Here is a 17466-nt window from a genome sequence, read left to right as displayed (position 1 = left end):
ATCAGGTACAGTTTGATAAAACCGTCATGGTAGGGCGAGCAGTACGGATGGACGAGCAGACGACAACTGATGAAGGCAGCCGGACGCTTGTCGAAAGCGTCATGGCGACGATCAGGCACAGGATCGCCGCGCGCAGCCTGACACCGGGAATGCGGCTGCCTTCGATCCGGGCGTTCGCCAAGGCCATGCAGGTTTCCAAATCCACCGTGGTCGAAGCTTATGAGCGTCTTGCGGCGGAAGGCATGATCCGCTCGCGGCCCGGCTCGGGTTTCTATGCCGCCGGACCGTTGGCTCCGTTGTCGCTGGCCGAGATCGGCCCCAGGCTTGACCGTGCCGTCGACCCGCTCTGGGTCTCGCGCCAATCGCTGGAAGCCGGCGACGGCGTCCTGAAACCGGGTTGCGGCTGGCTGCCGGCAACATGGATGCCCGAGGCTGGATTGCGCCGGGCACTGCGGACGACGGCCCGCGCCGACGACGCCGCGCTGACCGACTACGGCACGCCGCTCGGCTTGCCGGCGCTACGCAATCTGCTGGCGCGGCGCATGGCCGAGCACGGCATCGAAGCCTCTCCGGACCAGATCATGCTGACGGAATCGGGCACCCAGGCGATCGACCTGCTGTGCCGGTTCCTGCTCGAACCGGGTGACACGGTGTTGGTCGACGATCCCTGCTACTTCAACTTCCATGCCCTGTTGCGCGCCCATCGGGCCAAGGTGATCAGCGTCCCCTACACGCGCTCGGGTCCGGACATCGAGCTGTTCGCGCAGGCACTGAACGAGCATCGGCCGCGCCTCTACATCACCAATTCGGCGCTCCACAATCCGACCGGCGCCATATTGTCCCCGGTCGTTGCCCATCGGGTGCTGAAGCTCGCCGACCCGTCGGGGCTGACGATCATCGAGGACGATATCTTCGCCGATTTCGAACACACGTCCGCGCCCAGGCTGGCGGCCTTCGACGGCCTCAGCCGGGTCATTCATATCGGAAGCTTTTCCAAGACGCTGTCGGCATCGGTGCGCTGCGGCTTCATCGCCGCTCCTCGCAACTGGATGGAAGGATTGATCGATCTCAAGATCGCCACGTCGTTTGGCAGCGGTCGGCTTGCATCCGAACTGGTACTGACGCTGCTGAAGGACGGCCTCTATCGCAAGCACGTCGATCTGCTGCGCGCGCGGCTCACGCGCGCCATGGAAGAAACCGGCACCCGCCTCAGGGCGATCGGCATCGTGCCATGGATAGATCAGCCCGCCGGCATGTTTTTGTGGTGCAGGCTGCCGGAGGGGATAGATGCCGCGGATGTCGCCCGTCACGCTTTGTCGGCCAACGTCGTGCTTGCGCCCGGCAATGCGTTCAGCCTGTCTCGGTCGGCCAGCCGTTTCATGCGCTTCAACGTCGCGCAGTCCGGAGATGACCGGATTTTCAGGGCGCTTGAAGAGGCGATGTCGCGTTGATTGCGCTGCCGCAAAACTGAGGCTGACCTCTCAGGTGCCGGCCCGCTTGCGGCGTGCGTAAAGCATGACGAGCGTCTCGGCGGTCAGCGCCGGCCTCTGCTCGCCTTCGATCTCGACCGTATTGGCGGCCTTCATTAGATATTGCCCCGGACCTTTGTCTTCCATCGACAACAGCGTGGTGCGCAGCCTGATTCGCGAGCCGACCCTGACCGGCGCCACGAAGCGCACTTTGTCGAAACCGTAATTGAACGCGGCCTGCGTGTTTTCGGGTACGATCCCCATCTCGAGCGCCAGCGCGCCGATGATCGACAGGGTCAGATAGCCATGCGCGATCGTGGTGCGGAACGGGCTTTGCCGCTTCGCCCGCTCGGGATCGACATGGATCCATTGATGATCGCCCGTGCATTCGGCAAACTGGTCGATGCGGTGCTGATCGACCAGCGTCCAGTCCGAGACGCCTAATTCCTGCCCGGCCATCGCCCTGAGTTGCTCGAAGGTCGGCGGCGTCCTCGGCCGTATCTGCGTCATTCCTGCTTTCCCGATCGCTTGCCTGTTCCGGACCACGACGGGCCGCCCCTGTCAATTCGCCAATGCGATTCCAGCGCATAATCTTCGGCCCGCGAACCGCCAGTCTTCGCCGCCGGCAAGTGTGCTGCCGGGGAACAGCTACCTCTTGTCGTGGCCGGCGCGGATCTCCTCCATCGCCTCCTTGATGCGGCTGCGCAGGATTTCGATCGATTCGGTGCCGGACGCCCTCGCCAGTTCGGCCATCTCGCCGGCATTCTTCAGCGCGGTCTCGAAGGATTTCCTGGCGAACGCCGCCTGCTTCTGCATCATTTCCTGCGGATTGCCGGGCGCTCTGTAGCTTTGTGCCATGTCGGTGATTTCGCGCAGCGTGTCCTGCAGCATCTCGCGTTGCCTTGACAACAGCGCCGAGGCTCCAGCGGCGCTCGCCCGTGCCGACTTCTCCAGCGCTTCCAGGTTCTTGGCGTGGTGGGCGAGGATCGCCTCGACGTCGACATTCGGCAGCTTCAGGTCGCGGCCGAACTTGCCGAACATGTCGATGAAGGACTCGGACTCCGGTCGTTTTGCCATGCTGGTTCTCTCCCCTTGTTGCCGTGAACGCCGCCACTGCACGGAAGATAGTGCAGCGAAGCTCAGCGGTCCATTCGGACGAGTCAGCCGACAAGAAACAGCCGTTCGGCAGTGTAGAGCACGAGCCCGGCAAGGCCACCGATGATCATGCCGTTGAAGCGGATATATTGCAGGTCCTTGCCGATATTCATTTCGATAAGCCTTGTCAGTTGCGCGAGGTCCCAGCGCTTGACCTGGTCGGCGATGAACTTCGACACGCCGCTCTTCTGGCTTTCGACGAAGGACGCCAGCGCCACGATGAACCCCTGGTTCATGTCGGCCCTGATCTGCGCGTCGTCGGCAAGATGGCGGCCGACCTCGACGAACATGGTGGCGAGATGGTCGCGGATCATCGAATTCGGCGCCTTGGCGTCCTGTTCGATGAACAGCCGCAGGCTGTCCCACATATCGCCGGCCAGCGCGCTGAGCTCTGGCCGGGCAAGGAAATCGCGCTTCAGCTTTTCAGCGCGCCTGGCATATTGTTTGGATGTCCTCAACCGCTCGACGAAGGTTTCGACGAAAAGGTCGAATTCGGCTCGCATCGGATGGTGCGGATCGGCCCGCACCTCATCGAGCAGCGAGCCGGCCGACGCAATGATCTTCTTCAACAGATAGGCGTCGGCGCGAAACAGGTTGAACAGCGACGGCAGTTCCTCGCGGATCTTCTCGCGCATCGTCGCCAGCGCCTGCTCGTCGCTCAGGAAGCGGCCGACCACCTTGGTGAACTCGTCGAATAATTTCTGGTGGCGGCGATCGTCAGTCAGCGCCGACAGCAGCTCGGCGGCGAGCGGCGCCAGCGGCACCTTTTCGATCTGCTCCAGCATACGGCTGGTGACGAAGCCGCGCAGTCCGGATTGCTCGACCGCCGCCAGCGTCTGCGGCACCAGCCGGCCGACGAAGCGCGACAAATCGGCGGCGCGGTTCGGGTCGGCCAGCCAGTCCGCGACCAGCGCGGAAAAGTCGACCTCGGCGAGCTTTTCGCGCACCGGTTCCGGCGCCAGGAAATTCACCTCGATGAAGCGGCCGAGATTGTCGGCGATGCGATTCTGGTTTTCCGGGATGATGGCCGTATGCGGGATCGGCAGGCCAAGCGGCCGCCGAAACAGCGCCACCACCGCATACCAGTCCGCCAGGCCGCCGATCGTCGCCGCCTCGGCGAAAGCGGCGACGAAGCCCAACCACGCATGCCGGCTCTCGAGCGATTTCGCCACCGCAAAGACCAGCACGCAAAACGCAAGCGCTGCGGCGGCAACGAACTTGGTGCGCCTGAGCGCCGAAAGCTTGGCGTCGGCATCGGCGTCGAACCGGACGGACGCGACGGATGCAAATGCCGGGGCTGGTCGTGACATGATGGGCCGCTCCTGATCGTGTATGCGAACTTATCTAGTGTCGCCTGCCCCAGAAAGCGCGCCGCTGGTTCCGGTGCGCGCAATCGTGCACGCAAACTTGACGCCGGAATTCATCTATTATGCAGCGCCAGTCTGGAATTGTTCCAAACTATAGGCCATATTGACGCCAACCACTGTTATGTGAGGACACAATGCGGCTTACCCGTCAGACCAACTACGCCATGCGCATTCTGATGTATTGCGCCGCCAACACCGAGCGGTTGAGCCGCATCCCCGAGATCGCCGCCGCCTATTCGGTATCGGAACTTTTCCTGTTCAAGATCCTGCAGCCGCTGGTCGAAAACGGCCTGATCGAAACGGTGCGCGGCAGGAATGGCGGCGTCAGGCTCGGCCGCGCGGCCGAATCAATCAGCCTGTTCGATGTCGTGCGGGTGACGGAGGAAAGCTTTGCCATGGCCGAGTGCTTCGAGAACGACGCCGCCGAATGTCCGCTGGTCGACAGCTGCGCCTTGAATTCGGCATTGCGCGAAGCGCTCAACGCCTTCTTCGCCGTGCTGTCGCGCTACACGATCGCCGATCTGGTGGCGGCGCGCCCGAATGTGCGCCACCTGCTCGGCATCGACATGCTGGTGCAAAGGGCGCCGGCCGCCTGATTTTGGTCGCATCTCAGTTGGTGAGGTCTGTTGAGATTCAGGTCAGGCCGAGCCGAAAATGGTGGGTTCCGAGAACCGGAACGGAGCGTACGTTTGGGTACGTGAGTACCGGAAGCGCAGGAAACCGCCATTTGCAGGCCGGCATCACCTGAATATCAACAGACCGACTGCGGCAATACGAACGGCATGTTTGCCGCCGGCAACACACCGACCTTCAGCCGGCAATCGAAGACCTTTTCGATCAGCTCGTCGCTGAGCACCTGTTGCGGCGAACCTGTAGCGGCGAGCCTGCCGCGATGCATGACGAAAATCCGGTCGGCATACATCGCCGTCAAATTGAGGTCGTGCAGGATGGCGACCACGCCGCCGCCGCGTCTGGCGAAATCGCGGGCGATGTCCATGATGATCAGCTGGTGCTTGATATCGAGGCTGGACACCGGCTCGTCGAGGAACAGATAGCGCGGCTTGCCGTCAAGCACCGGCGCCCAGACCTGGCACAGAACGCGGGCAAGCTGCACGCGCTGCTGCTCGCCGCCGGACAGCTCCTGGTAGAAGCGGCCGGCAAAACCGTCGAGGTCGACGCGAGCCAGCGCCCGTTCGGGCAGGCGCTGGTCCTCGCCGGGCAACGCGCCGGAGCGCCCGCCGACCAGGCCTAGCCTGACGATCTCACGCACGGTGAACGGGAAGGACAGCGTCGTCGCCTGCGGCAGCACCGCACGGACCGTCGCCGCCTCGACCGGCTTCATCGCGGATAGATTGCGGCCGCTGACGGTGACCTCTCCCGAATAGCCAAGATCGCCGGACAGTGCTCGGAGGAAGGTCGTCTTGCCCGAACCGTTGGGGCCGACGATGGCCGCGACTTCGCCCGGCCGCGCCTCGAAATCGACGTTGGCGACGATGCGCTTGCCGCCGATCGCCACCGAGACATCGCGCGCTTCGATCATAGGCAAACTTTCACAGGTCGATGACGCCGCGCTTGCGCAGCAGGATCCACAGGAAGAACGGCGCACCGGCGACAGCGGTGACGATGCCGATCGGCAATTCGGCCGGGGCGACGATGGTGCGGGCGACGGCGTCGGCCAAAAGCAGCAGCGCCGCACCAAGCAGGGCCGATGCCGGCAGCAGGTAACGGTTATCGGAGCCGATCAGCAGACGCAGCAGATGCGGCACGACGATGCCGACGAAACCGATGCCGCCGCTGACGGCGACCGACGCGCCGACCGCTGCCGAGACGCCGACAATCGCGGTGTATTTCAGCCGCTGAACCGGAATGCCGAGATGGCCGGCCGTGGCCTCGCCGAGCGCCAGCGCGTTGAGGCCGCGCGCCAGGAACGGCATTGCCGCCAGCGCCAGCACGATGACCGGCCCGACCGAGCCGATCTTCTGCCAGGTTGCGCCGCCCAGCGAACCGAGCTGCCAGAAGGTCAGGTCGCGCAATTGCCGGTCGTCGGCCATGAAGATCAGGATGCCGGTCAGCGCCATGGCAAGCGCCGCCAGCGCGATGCCGGCGAGCAGCATGGTGGCGACCGAGGTTCGGCCTTGCCGTGTCGCAACCTGATAGAGCAGCAATGTCGTCGCCAACCCGCCGCAGAACGCAGCCAGCGGCAGAGCCAGCGTGCCGAGCGCCGAAGTCAGCGGCGCCAGCATGGTCGAGCCAAGCACGATGACGGCGACCGCACCGAGGCTCGATCCGGCCGAAACGCCGATCAGGCCGGGGTCGGCCAGCGGATTGCGGAACAGCCCCTGCATGACGGCACCGGAGACGGCAAGCGATGCGCCGATCAGCACGCCCATAATGATGCGCGGCAGACGGATGTCATGGATGATCAGGTGGTCGCGGGCGCTCAACGCCGCGTCGCCGGGCAACGCGCCGAACAGCCAGTCATGCATGACGCCGATGGCCGAGGCATCGGATGCGCCGGAGGTCAGCGACAACAGCACGGCGATAGCCAGCCCGACGCAGAGCAGCACGACGACGAGGCGGGCGCGCCGCGAACGGTCACCCTCGGCTGCCGTCGCCATGATGCCCGCCGCACCGGCGATCGAATGATCGGCCATCGCGCTCAATCCGTGACCTGGCCGCCATAGAGCGAGACGGCGAGGTCGTGGATGGCGTCGGCCGTGCGCGGGCCGAAGCCGAGCAGATAGCCGCCGTCCATGCGGATCAGCTTGCGGGCGGCACCCGCCGGCGTCGAAGCCACGGCAGGGTTCGAAAACAATTCGTCATCCGCGGTGGCCGGTCCGGCATTGTTCATCATCAGGATCACGTCGGGCCTGGCGGTGATGACTGCCTCGTCCGACAATTGCTTGTAGCCGGCAATGCCGTCGACGGCGTTGATGCCGCCCGAAAGCTTGATGATGCCGTCGGCGGCGGTGTCGCTGCCGGCGGCAAGCAGCTTGCCGCCCTGCATCGACAGCACGAACAGGATGCGCTTGCGATCCTTGATCGAGGCGGTCTGCTTTTCGGCTGCCTTCAGCCTGGCATCGATCTGGACCGCCAGCGCATCGGCCTTGGCCTCGGTGCCGAGCGCCTTGCCGACGATGTGGATCTTTTCGAGAATGCCTTGATTATCATAGCGCTCGGTCACCTCGATGAACGGGATGCTTGATTTCTTCAAGACGTCGACGGCTTCCTTCGGTCCGCTGCCGTGCAGGGCCAATATGCCCGACGGATTGACCGACAGCACACCCTCCGGCGACAGCTGGCGCATGTAGCCGACATCAGGCAGTTCCGCCGCCGCTTGCGGATAGCGGCTGGTCGAATCGCGCGCGACAAGACGATCCTGTTCACCGAGCGCGTAGACGATCTCGGTGATCGAGCCGCCAATAGCCACGATCCTCGAGCGATCGGCGAAAGTCGCGATGCCCTCGGCGGCTTGAGCCGTCATCAGCGCGGCGAAGGCCAGGAAAACAGCGGCCACAGGACCAAGCGCCGACCTGGAGACCGATGCCAGCCTGGAGAAAAGAACCATCGTCGTTTTCCTCAAGCTGCGGTCGGGCTTGGGATACGCGGCAGGTTTTCGGCCAGAAAGCGCCAGTCTTCGCGCTCGCTTTCGCCTTCATGCCGCTTACCGAAGAACTGGATGATCATCTTGCCGTCGGCGCCATAGACTTCGAGCGACGTGACATAGCCGTCCTTGGTCGGCTTGCGCACGGCCCAGACCTCATCGATGTGGTCGGTCCGCAGGTGCAGATGGAAGGTCTCGTCGAGCACGTTGAGCCATGGTCCCATCGGCTTGATCGAGGCGACGGGGCCGGAATGGATCTGGATGCAGCCGCGATTGCCGACAAAGCACATGATCGGCATGGCGCCAGCAGCGGCGTGGTTGAGCATGGCGTTCACCGCATCCTTGTCGACCAGCCAGGCGTAGTCCTGGCCGACCATGCGCACCGCCTGTCGGCGGCTGATCTTCAGTGTCTTCAGCATGCCGAAGAACTGATGCACGTCGGTCAGATGGCTCCAGCGGTCGCGCAGATCGTCGATGCTCGCCGGGTTGTCCGCAGTCTCGGTCTCGTCGGCCGTGCCCGCTGAAATCGCCACCGTCGGCTCCTGGTTCGGCGATTCCAGCCCGGCCACCAGTTTCTGATAGGCGTAAAGGTTGGAGGCTGGCCTGAGATGCACCTTGTGTACCGCCTCGCCTGCGGTATCGAAGAACTGCAGGCTGCGGCGGATGTCGGCGCCATCGCGCTTTTCCACGGCAAAGCCGTGCGCCCAGACTTTTGGGAAAATGCGCAGGTCGATATTCTCACCGAGCACCATGGCATTGTGATTGCCGGTGACGACCTTGTCGTAGACGCCGATCTTCTCGTGCACCGCGCTTTCGTTGCGGGTCAGCGCCATCACCTCACCGACAGCTTCGAGGCAAGTCAAAAGGTCGTTGACACGCGGCTCGACGCGCACGACGCCGTCGCCGCAATGCGCGGCGACCAGTTCGGCCTCCGAAATACCGAGCTGGGCGGCGAGGTCGCGCTCGCGCATTTTCGGATTGTCTGCCCGTGCCCGCCGGATCTCGTGTGGGGCGGGTTTTACGCGCTGGTCCATTTCTACCACCTACTTGTTGAGGATGAGCTTGCCCTGCCGGGTGATCTTCAGCCGGTACAGCGCACCATGATGCTCGATGCCGATCTCGTGCTCGCCCTGGAACAGCGTGTTGCTGGACAGCGTTCTCACGGCCGATTGGATCCGGTCGAAACGGACGGAATTTTCGTCGGAACGGCGGACGCGATAGCGAAAGTCGCTGGGATTGTGCGTGTTCATTGGTTCGATCCCTTTTCCTGTGCCGGGCATCTGGCTCGGCGCCTGCGTGAAATGCCGATTCAATTCTTGACTCGAATAATCATGTTATCTAGCAGTGCAATACCGGAGTAAATGAGTCAACATTTAAGACGCCGGACGCGATGAAAAATGCCAGCGAGCCCCAAGCCAGCCAGCATCGAACATGGATTCTTGGAGTTGCAGCATGGGGTTGGCGAATTGGGGACGGCTGGCGGGCAGCGGCCTGACACATTGTTCTATGACAAGCAAAATGGCCGCGTTGCTGGCCGGCGCGGCGGCGATCCCGCTGCTCGCAACACCGGCCGGCGCCCAGCAGGCCGCCCAACCGGCAGCCGACCAGCAGCAGACTGACCCGTCTCAACAGCCCGAAAAGGTAAAGCCGGCCCCGGCGGGTACCACACTGCTCGACAAGATCCTGATCCTCAGCCGTACCGGCGAGACGGCGATCGAGTCGCTTGCTTCAGCCAGCCATGTCGACGAGGAACAGCTCGAGCGCCGCATGGCGACGACGCCCAACGAAATGCTGTTCGGTGTGCCGGGTGTCGCCGTCCAGGCCGACGCAAGGCGTGTCAGTTCCAGCATCAACATCCGCGGCCTGCAGGATTTCGGCCGCGTCTCCGTCATCGTCGACGGTGCCCGCCAGAATTTCCAGCGCTCGGATCACGGTACGCAATCGACCTTCTACATCGATCCCGAATTGATCAAATCCGTCGATGTGATCCGCGGCCCGGTCGCCAACACCTATGGCTCCGGGGCGATCGGCGGCGTCGTATTTTTCGACACCAAGGATGCGCAGGATTTCCTCAAGCCGGACGAGACCTGGGCGGTATCCGCAACTGGGCGCTACGAAACCAACGGCAAAGGCTGGACCACCAGCGCCACCGGCGCCTATCGGATCAACGAGAACTGGGACGTGCTCGGCAATATCGTCTACCGCGACTATGACGACTACAAGCATGGCGGCGGCGACACTGTAGCGGGCACCGGCTTCGACGTCTTGAGCGGCCTCCTCAAGACGACCATCCGCCCCAGCGAAAACAGCGAGCTGAAGCTGGGCTGGATCGGCTCGAACGACGGATGGACCGAGACCAGCGGCAGCGCGCCGGTGAACGACGCCGACCTGAAGGCGAATACCTTCACGGCCCGCTACAACATCACCGACGAAGACAAGAGCTGGCTCGACCTCCACATCAACGCGTCCTACAACAAGACCAAGCTCGATCTGACGACCCTTGTGGCGCAAAACCGGTTTGATCCGGTCACCGGTCTGCCCGTGGTTTTGCCGGCGGGTTCGAAATCGACGTTCGACATCGGCACCTCCGGCATCGACATTTGGAACACGTCGAGATTCGAGACCGTTGGAATCGCGCATGAGCTGACCTATGGCGGCGACTGGGTTGGCGACGATGTCGAGACAGGCGGCACGGCGGGCGGCGACAGCTTCTATACGCCCTCGGGCAACAGGAACGTCTCCGGCGCTTACGTTCAGGACAAGCTCACCTGGGACTGGCTCGAGGTCATCGCCGGGCTGCGTTACGACAGCTATAAGCTCGACAGTGATGTCGGCGAAACCTCTGGCGACCGGCTGTCGCCACGCATCACAGTGGGCATTTCGCCCTTCGAAACCGCCAGCCTTTCCGGCCTGCAATTCTACGGCACCTATGCGGAAGGCTACCGTTCTCCGTCGCTGTCGGAGACCCTGATCAGCGGCAATCATCCGGCCGGCGTCAGCTTCCCGTTCCTCCCCAATCCCGATCTCAAGCCTGAAACCGGCAAGACCGTGGAATTCGGCGTCAATTACAGTACCAACGGCGTCATTGAGGCCGACGACGCGCTGCGGCTGAAGGCGGCCTATTTCAACAACAATGTCGACGATTACATCGACGGCGTGACGCTCTCGCCGTTCGACCCGACCAGCGGCTGCCCGTTCGGTCCGGGCATACCGATCTGCTTCCAGTATCAGAATTTCGCCAAGGCCAGGATCCACGGCTTCGAGATGGAGGGCGTCTATGATGCCGCCTGGGGCTTTGCCGGGCTTTCGGCGTCGTTCACCGATGGCCACACGATTTCCTATGAAGGCGAACGGGCAGACCTTGTCACCGTCCCCTCCTCCCAGATCACCGGGCAACTCGGCTTTCGCTTCCTCGAGGACAGGCTGACCATCGGCGGCGAGGTGCAGTACAACGGCAAGCCGCAGGGCAACCCGGTGGCCAAGGACTATACACTGGTCAATGCCTTCGCCAGCTACCAGGCGACCGACAATTTCAAGGTCGATTTCCGCGCCGACAATCTGTTCGACGTCAAATACGCCAACCCGCTGAACGCATCGACGACGAGCGTCGTCTACGAGCCCGGCGTCACCCTGAAGCTGGCGGCGACGATGAGGTTTGGAGGCTGACGACAATGACAGGCATGACGGCATCCCTTCGTCTGTTCGCCGCGGTGCTGGCAATATTGCTTGCGGCGGCTCCGGCATGGACACAGCAGCAAGCACCGGCGCTGATCCTCGAGCTCAATGGCGCGCAGCCTTCCGACAAGGGCTGCCGCCTTACCTTCGTGGTCACCAACAATCTCGGCGCCGGTCTTTCCAAGGCGGCGTTCGAGATCGCGCTGTTCAACGGGGCCGGCGTTGTCGACCGGCTGACGGTACTCGATTTCAAGGAGCTGCCGGCAGGCAAGACCAAGGTGACGCGTTTCGATCTTGCCGGCACGGATTGCGGCAAGGTCAGCCGCGTGTTGATCAACAGCGCCACGGAATGCGCCGGCGCCGAGCCGAATGCCTGCATGCGCGGGCTGAAGACGCAGACCAGGACCGGCATCGCCTTCGGGGTCTGAATTTTGGGACCGGAACCCGCATTCGCACGAAACCCCGTCGCGTGGCCATTGGCCGGTTTCCTGCCGCCGGAACCGGACGATCCGGATTTCGCCATCCCGCGCGGGGCGCTGCGTGTTTCGCCGCGCGACAGGCCGGAAGACAGTTACATCGCCGATGCCGACGGCGACTTGACTGCGGTACCTATGGAGCCATTGCGGCAGGCACGACAGACGCGGCGGCGCCGCAACTGGACGGTGGCGATCGCCTGCTCTTGCGCATTCCACGTGGCGGTGGCGCTGGCCTTCCTCACGCTGCCGGACGACCGGCCAAGCATCGAAGGTGCCGACCAGCAAGGCGAAATGCTGCTCGGCGCCGACCCGCAGCAGGCGGCCGGCGATGTCGGAGACGATCCGGAAGTGGCCAACGTGACGATGGTGACCATGCTCGACGCCAAGCCGGTCGAAACGGTCGAGGCGCAGGCGGCCGCGGCAGAGGAGACGCTCCAGCCGGTCACCGATGCGGCGGAGACATCGGACAAAGAAGTGGTTGAGCCGGTCAACGAGGCCGCCATGGAAACCGCTGCCGTTGCCGACCGGACTGAGCCTGCGCAACCTGTCCAGCCGGCGCGCCAGGACCCATCGCCCGACGTTCTTGCGACCGACAGGCTGGTGCCTGCCGACGACAATGCCGTGCCGCCGCCAGTCAGCGCGGCCGAAACGGCCGAGCCTGCCGAGACAAGCGCACCGGCACCAGCCGACCCGGCGCCGGCCGAAACGGTTGAGACGGCCGAGACCGTCGTCGCGGCGGAAGAACCGAGGCCGAACAAGCCTGAGCCCAGGCAGCCGAAGAAGGCAACCGCAAAGAGCAAGCCGGCCAGGAAGGTCGAACCAAACGAGCCTGAAAAGCCGGCCCTGCGCAAGAAGGCGGGCAAGGCTGCGGCCAAAGCCGACACCAAGAAGAAAAAAGCCGGCTCCGGCGGCCGTGACGAAACGGATGTCGCGCGCGGCATGGCCGACGCCAGGAAGGACGGCAAGATCCTGACCGCCAGCAGGGGCGGCAAATCAGGCATCGGCAATGCAGCCGTCACGAACTATCCCGGCAAGATCAGGTCAAAACTGGTGCGGGCCTTCAATTCGACACGCACGCGCGCCACCGGCACAGCTACGGTTGCCTTTACCGTCGGCTCGAACGGCAGCGTCCGGTCGGCCAGGCTGACGGGCAGTTCGGGTGTTGCCGCGCTGGACAAGGCCGCACTCGACGCAGTCCGCCGGGCTTCTCCCTTTCCCCCTATTCCAGACGGAGCCGGTCGCTCGGCCTGGCAGTTCGAAGTGCCGCTCGGTATCAGATAGCTATCGCTCTCATCAGGCATCAAAGTCGGCGCCGCCCCGGGGAGAAGGGGCGTGGACGCAACGCTGGCGACCCCTCTCCCCGTTCTTCACAGCGAGAGGGTAAGGGTGAGGGACAGCGCAACCCCAAGCGATTTGCCCTGCCCGCGACACGCGAGCCCTGGCGAAACCCTCAGGCCGCGGCCAGCAGGCTGGCATTGCCGCCCGCCGCCGTGGTGTCGACGCAGACTGCGCGCTCGTGGGCGTAGGCGGCCGGATAATAGACTTCGCTGATCAGCGGCACGATCGGGCCGGCGCGCTCGGCGATGACCTTGCGCACGATGCGCGCGGCCTCGGGCGTGCCGGAAAAGGCCACGACATCGACCCGCAGCGAGCGCGCTTCGACCGGGTCCGGCCGGCCGTCGATCGCCGCCAGCGGCAGGCCCTTGCCGGTCAATGATGAAAGTGCCGCCGGCGCGCCGGGTGCGACGGCGAGCACGGCATTGCCGGCGGCCAGCGCCTGGATCGTCTGCGCAAGCAGCGTATCCGCGTCGGGACCGAGGCACAGCACGCGCCCGCGCGGCGACAGCGACAGCGTGTTGGCCTCGCCGGTCGGCCCGGGCAGGTCGACCTGGCCGAAATCGATGCCGGCGGCAGTGCCGATAGCCGCGGCACCCTTGCCGCGCAGATGTTTCCTCAGGATGGCGACGCGATCCGGCCGCGTCGACCAGCCGCCAAAGGCCGGGTCCGGCAGATTGTCGGCGAGCTCGGTCGCCGTCACCTTGCGGCCTTCGGCAAGATGGGTGCCGGCTTCCGGCCCCTTGCGGAAGCGCCGGAGATAATGTGGGCCACCGGCCTTCGGCCCGGTGCCGGAAAGGCCCTCGCCGCCGAACGGCTGCGCGCCGACGACGGCGCCGATCTGGTTGCGGTTGACGTAGATGTTGCCGGCATGGATGCCATCGACGAAATGCTGGGCGCGGCCTTCGATGCGGGTGTGCAGGCCAAAGGTCAGGCCATAGCCTTTGCGGTTGATCGCAGCGATCACCGCATCGATCTCGTCGGCATCGAAGGTGGCGACATGCAGCACCGGCCCGAACACCTCGCGCTCCAACTCCTCGATGCCCTTGACCCGAAAGACGTGCGGCGCAACGAAGCGGCCGTCCTTCGGCGCTTCGAGCTTGGCGATCAGCCGGCCCTGCAGGCCCATTTTGGTGCAATAGTCACGGATCGACGCTTGCGCCTCGTCATCGATGACCGGGCCGACATCGGTCGATATCCGCCACGGGTCGCCGAGGCTGAGCGCTTCCATCGCGCCTTTCAGCATCTCAAGCATCTTCTTCTCGACGTCCTTCTGCACGTAGAGAATGCGCAATGCCGAGCAGCGCTGGCCGGCGCTCTGGAAAGCGGAGGCGAGGATGTCGCGCACCGCCTGTTCGGGAAGTGCGGTGGAATCGACGATCATGGCGTTGAGGCCGCCGGTCTCGGCAATCAGCATGGCGTCAGGCGCGGCGGTGTCGGCGAGCTGCTTTTCGATTAGCTTGGCGACCTCGGTCGAGCCGGTGAAGCAGACGCCGGCAATGCGCGGATCGGCGGTCAGCGGGCCGCCGACCGTGGGGCCGTCGCCGGGCAGAAGCTGGATGATGTCTTCCGGCACGCCGGCCTCGCGCAGCAGCTGGACAGCGCGGAAGGCGATCAGCGGCGTCTGTTCGGCTGGCTTGGCGATCACCGAATTGCCGGTGACGAGTGCCGCTGCAATCTGGCCGGTGAAGATGGCGAGCGGAAAATTCCACGGCGAGATGCAGGCGATGGCGCCGCGCGCCTCGGTGCCCGCCTCGGCATTGGCGGCCTCGGCCGCATAGTAGCGCAGGAAATCGACCGCCTCGCGCACCTCGGCAACGCCGTCGGCGAGCGACTTGCCGGCTTCGCGGGCGGCGAGCGCAAAGAACTCGACGGCGTTCGCCTCGTAGAGATCGGCCGCCCGGTTGAGGATGGCAGCGCGCTCGGCGACCGGGCGTCTTGCCCATGCCGGTTGTGCCTCGACGGCGATGCGCACGGCGGTCTCGACCTGCTTGGCGCCGGCCTCGCTGACCGTGCCGACCACTTCCGAAGGTTTCGCAGGATTGACCACCGGACGCTGCTTGCCGTAGCCGGCGGCGCGGCTGACCGGCTTGGCGTGCCAGCGGTCCGGCCCGGCGAACTCGGCCCTGGCCTTGTCGATCGCCGCCAGCGTCGGCGTGTCGGTGATATCGAAGCCCTTGGAATTGCGCCGGCCGGGGCCAAAGATCGCCGACGGCGGCACGATCGCCGGATTGGCCGCGGGGCCTTGTTTCTCCACCGTGTCGAGCGGGTCGCGAGCAATATCCTCCGGCTCGACTTCCTCGTCGGTGAGCTGGTGGACAAAGGAGGAATTGGCGCCGTTCTCGAGCAGCCGGCGGACCAGATAGGCGAGCAGGTCGGAATGAGCGCCGACTGGCGCATAGATGCGGCAGCGCGTGCCTTCGGCCTTGCGCACCGTCTCGTGCAGTGCTTCGCCCATGCCGTGCAGCCGCTGGAACTCGAATGTATCGCGCTCCGTCGTCATCGACAGGATGGCGGCGACGGTGTGGGCGTTGTGGGTGGCGAATTGCGGATAGATGCGGTCGGTCATCGACAAAAGCTTCTTCGCGCAGGCCAGGTAGGAGACGTCGGTGTTGGCTTTGCGGGTAAAAACCGGATAGCCGTCGAGCCCGAGCGTCTGAGCCCGCTTGATCTCGGTGTCCCAATAGGCGCCCTTGACCAGCCGCACCATGATGGTGCGATCGTATTTCTTCGCCAGCGCATAGAGCCAGTCGACGGTGAAGGCCGCGCGCGGACCGTAGGCCTGGACGACGACGCCAAAGCCGTTCCAGCCGGCAAGCTCCGGCTCGGCCAGTACCCGTTCGATGACGTCGAGCGACAGGTCGAGCCGGTCGGCCTCCTCGGCGTCGATGTTGAGGCCCATGCGCGAATGGCGCGCCGCCAGCGCCAGCGACCAAAGCCGCTCGGCCATGACGGGCAGCATCTTTTCCTTCTGCGTCACTTCATAGCGCGGATGCAGCGCCGACAGTTTTACCGAAATGCCGTGGTTCTGGCGGATGTCGGGGCCGTTGGCGCCGGCATCGAGCGAAGAGATCGCATCGGCATATGCCTTGAGGTAGCGCAGCGCATCGGCCTCGGTGCGGGCCGCCTCGCCCAGCATGTCGAAAGAATAGAGATAGCCCTTCTGCGTCATCGGCCGGCCGCGCTTGACCGCCTCGGCGATCGTGCGGCCAAGCACGAACTGCTCGCCCATCTCGCGCATGGCCGCCGCGACCGCCTTGCGGATGACCGGCTCGCCGAGCCGGCGCACCATGGCGCGCAGCGTGCCTTCGATGCCGCCCTCGCCTTCGTCGAGCACGCGGCCGGTCAGCATCAGCGCCCAGGTCGATGCATTGATGAAGATCGAGCTCGAGCCGCCCGAATGCGCCGACCAGTCGTGCGGCGCGATCTTGTCGGCGATGAGGTCGTCCATCGTCTCGGTGTCGGGCACGCGCAGCAGCGCCTCGGCCAGGCACATCAGCGCCACGCCCTCCTTGGTCGAGAGGCCATAGGCGGACAGGAAGACCTCCATCAGCCGCGGATCGGACGAGCCGCGCACCGCCCGCACTAGATCGGCGGCACGGGCCGAAATCGCCTTGCGGTCTTGCGCGGACAGCCCGGCCGCCTCGGCCAGCCGCTTCACCGCCTGGTCTTCGTCGGGCAAATAATTAGCACGGATCTGCTGGCGGATGGTGTCGAGCGCTGGCATGGCGGTCCTGTAGAGCGAGCATAAGGGAGCGGGCCGGCGGTCACCGGACCGAACGGCGCAAGCTAACATAAGTAGGGATTGCAGTCGGTCCAAAGAAGTCGACAGAACAGATCGATCGATCTATCATTAGGACTGATCACCTCCAATTCGACCAGGAATCCAGTGACAGAAGACCAATTGGACCGGATCGACAGGAACATCCTGTCGGCTCTGGGCAGCAATGGCCGGCTTTCCATGTCGGACCTGGCGGCTAAAGTCGGCCTGTCGAAGACGCCGGTGCAGGCACGAGTCAAACGGCTGGAGAAGGACGGCTTCATCAGGGGCTACCAGGCGATCATCGACCGTGAGCGCATGGGCGAAGGCCATGTCGCCTTCGTCCAGGTGAAACTGTCCGACACCCGCTCGGCCGCGCTCGACGCCTTCAACCGCGCCGTGCAGGCGGTGCCGGAGATCGAGCAGTGCCACATGATGGCATCGAGCTTCGACTATCTGCTGAAGGTCCGCACCACCGACATCGCCGCCTACCGCCGCGTGCTTGGCGAGCGCATCTCCGCCCTGCCGCACGTAGCCCAGACCTCGACGTTTGTCGCGATGGAGACGGTGAAGGATCGGTGAGTATCTCTGCATACAGACCGATATCAGCGGCCGATCCAACGCT

The 17466-nt window shown here is 64.5% G+C and carries 15 protein-coding genes; 6 read left to right on the top strand and 9 right to left on the bottom strand.

The genetic code is table 11. The features are described 5' to 3' along the window. Positions 1-47: 47 nt before the first annotated feature. Complete coding sequence (locus tag NKI70_RS20875) at positions 48-1451, top strand: aminotransferase-like domain-containing protein (protein ID WP_352697823.1); 1404 nt, start codon at positions 48-50, stop codon at positions 1449-1451. Positions 1452-1481: 30 nt separating this feature from the next. On the opposite strand, the gene NKI70_RS20870 is transcribed toward NKI70_RS20875, so the two are convergent. The 3 genes from NKI70_RS20870 to NKI70_RS20860 form a co-directional block, all read right to left on the bottom strand. Further along, positions 1482-1979 carry a MaoC family dehydratase gene (locus tag NKI70_RS20870; protein WP_292664992.1) on the bottom strand — a complete coding sequence of 166 codons (498 nt, stop codon included), beginning with the start codon at positions 1977-1979 and terminating at the stop codon, positions 1482-1484. A gap of 138 nt (positions 1980-2117) precedes the next feature. Continuing rightward, the gene (locus NKI70_RS20865; protein WP_023676429.1) at positions 2118-2546 is read right to left on the bottom strand and encodes a phasin family protein; all 429 of its coding nucleotides are present in this window, start codon (positions 2544-2546) and stop codon (positions 2118-2120) included. An 83-nt stretch (positions 2547-2629) separates the two neighbouring features. Next, positions 2630-3934, bottom strand: coding sequence for a DUF445 domain-containing protein (locus tag NKI70_RS20860; protein ID WP_352454554.1), 1305 nt, complete (start codon positions 3932-3934; stop codon positions 2630-2632). 191 nt (positions 3935-4125) lie between these two features. Between NKI70_RS20860 and rirA the strand changes: the two genes are divergently transcribed. Beyond that, complete coding sequence (gene rirA, locus NKI70_RS20855; RefSeq protein WP_023676431.1) at positions 4126-4587, top strand: iron-responsive transcriptional regulator RirA; 462 nt, start codon at positions 4126-4128, stop codon at positions 4585-4587. Positions 4588-4742: 155 nt separating this feature from the next. Here rirA and NKI70_RS20850 read toward each other — a convergent pair whose 3' ends face one another. Genes NKI70_RS20850 through hemP form a run of 5 tightly spaced genes read right to left on the bottom strand, consistent with a single transcriptional unit; the run spans position 4743 to position 8845 of the window. Further along, the gene (locus NKI70_RS20850; protein ID WP_352724869.1) at positions 4743-5531 is read right to left on the bottom strand and encodes a heme ABC transporter ATP-binding protein; all 789 of its coding nucleotides are present in this window, start codon (positions 5529-5531) and stop codon (positions 4743-4745) included. Positions 5532-5541: 10 nt separating this feature from the next. Continuing rightward, the gene (locus NKI70_RS20845) at positions 5542-6645 is read right to left on the bottom strand and encodes a FecCD family ABC transporter permease (RefSeq protein ID WP_352697826.1); all 1104 of its coding nucleotides are present in this window, start codon (positions 6643-6645) and stop codon (positions 5542-5544) included. A 5-nt stretch (positions 6646-6650) separates the two neighbouring features. Further along, a complete protein-coding gene (locus NKI70_RS20840; protein WP_352587793.1) occupies positions 6651-7559 on the bottom strand; it encodes a heme/hemin ABC transporter substrate-binding protein in 909 nt (302 codons plus the stop codon). Positions 7560-7570: 11 nt separating this feature from the next. After that, complete coding sequence (locus NKI70_RS20835; protein WP_352697828.1) at positions 7571-8629, bottom strand: hemin-degrading factor; 1059 nt, start codon at positions 8627-8629, stop codon at positions 7571-7573. 9 nt (positions 8630-8638) lie between these two features. After that, complete coding sequence (gene hemP, locus NKI70_RS20830) at positions 8639-8845, bottom strand: hemin uptake protein HemP (RefSeq protein ID WP_352587787.1); 207 nt, start codon at positions 8843-8845, stop codon at positions 8639-8641. Positions 8846-9047: 202 nt separating this feature from the next. Here hemP and NKI70_RS20825 point away from each other — a divergent pair, with 202 nt between their 5' ends. From NKI70_RS20825 to NKI70_RS20815, 3 genes are read left to right on the top strand one after another with little or no spacing between them, the layout of a single operon-like run. Beyond that, entirely contained in the window at positions 9048-11261 is a 2214-nt protein-coding gene (locus NKI70_RS20825; protein WP_502894570.1) for a TonB-dependent hemoglobin/transferrin/lactoferrin family receptor, read from the top strand. A 5-nt stretch (positions 11262-11266) separates the two neighbouring features. After that, positions 11267-11698 (top strand): hypothetical protein, encoded by a 432-nt coding sequence (locus NKI70_RS20820; protein WP_352568901.1) that lies wholly within the window; start codon positions 11267-11269, stop codon positions 11696-11698. A 48-nt stretch (positions 11699-11746) separates the two neighbouring features. Continuing rightward, positions 11747-13027 (top strand): energy transducer TonB family protein, encoded by a 1281-nt coding sequence (locus tag NKI70_RS20815; protein WP_352568902.1) that lies wholly within the window; start codon positions 11747-11749, stop codon positions 13025-13027. Between the two features lie 169 nt (positions 13028-13196). Here the strand turns inward: NKI70_RS20815 and putA are convergent, their stop codons facing one another. Beyond that, positions 13197-16808: a bifunctional proline dehydrogenase/L-glutamate gamma-semialdehyde dehydrogenase PutA gene (gene putA / locus NKI70_RS20810; protein ID WP_352568903.1), complete on the bottom strand. Its 3612-nt coding sequence runs from the start codon at positions 16806-16808 to the stop codon at positions 13197-13199. A 162-nt stretch (positions 16809-16970) separates the two neighbouring features. Here putA and NKI70_RS20805 point away from each other — a divergent pair, with 162 nt between their 5' ends. Beyond that, positions 16971-17423, top strand: coding sequence for an Lrp/AsnC family transcriptional regulator (locus NKI70_RS20805; RefSeq protein WP_352568904.1), 453 nt, complete (start codon positions 16971-16973; stop codon positions 17421-17423). The last annotated feature ends 43 nt before the right edge of the window (positions 17424-17466 follow it).

The organism is Mesorhizobium sp. M0500, assembly GCF_040321165.1.
Classification (GTDB): Bacteria; Pseudomonadota; Alphaproteobacteria; order Rhizobiales; family Rhizobiaceae; genus Mesorhizobium.
The sequence above is the reverse complement of the archived record's forward strand: the minus strand, read 5'-3'. Positions and strand labels throughout refer to the sequence as shown.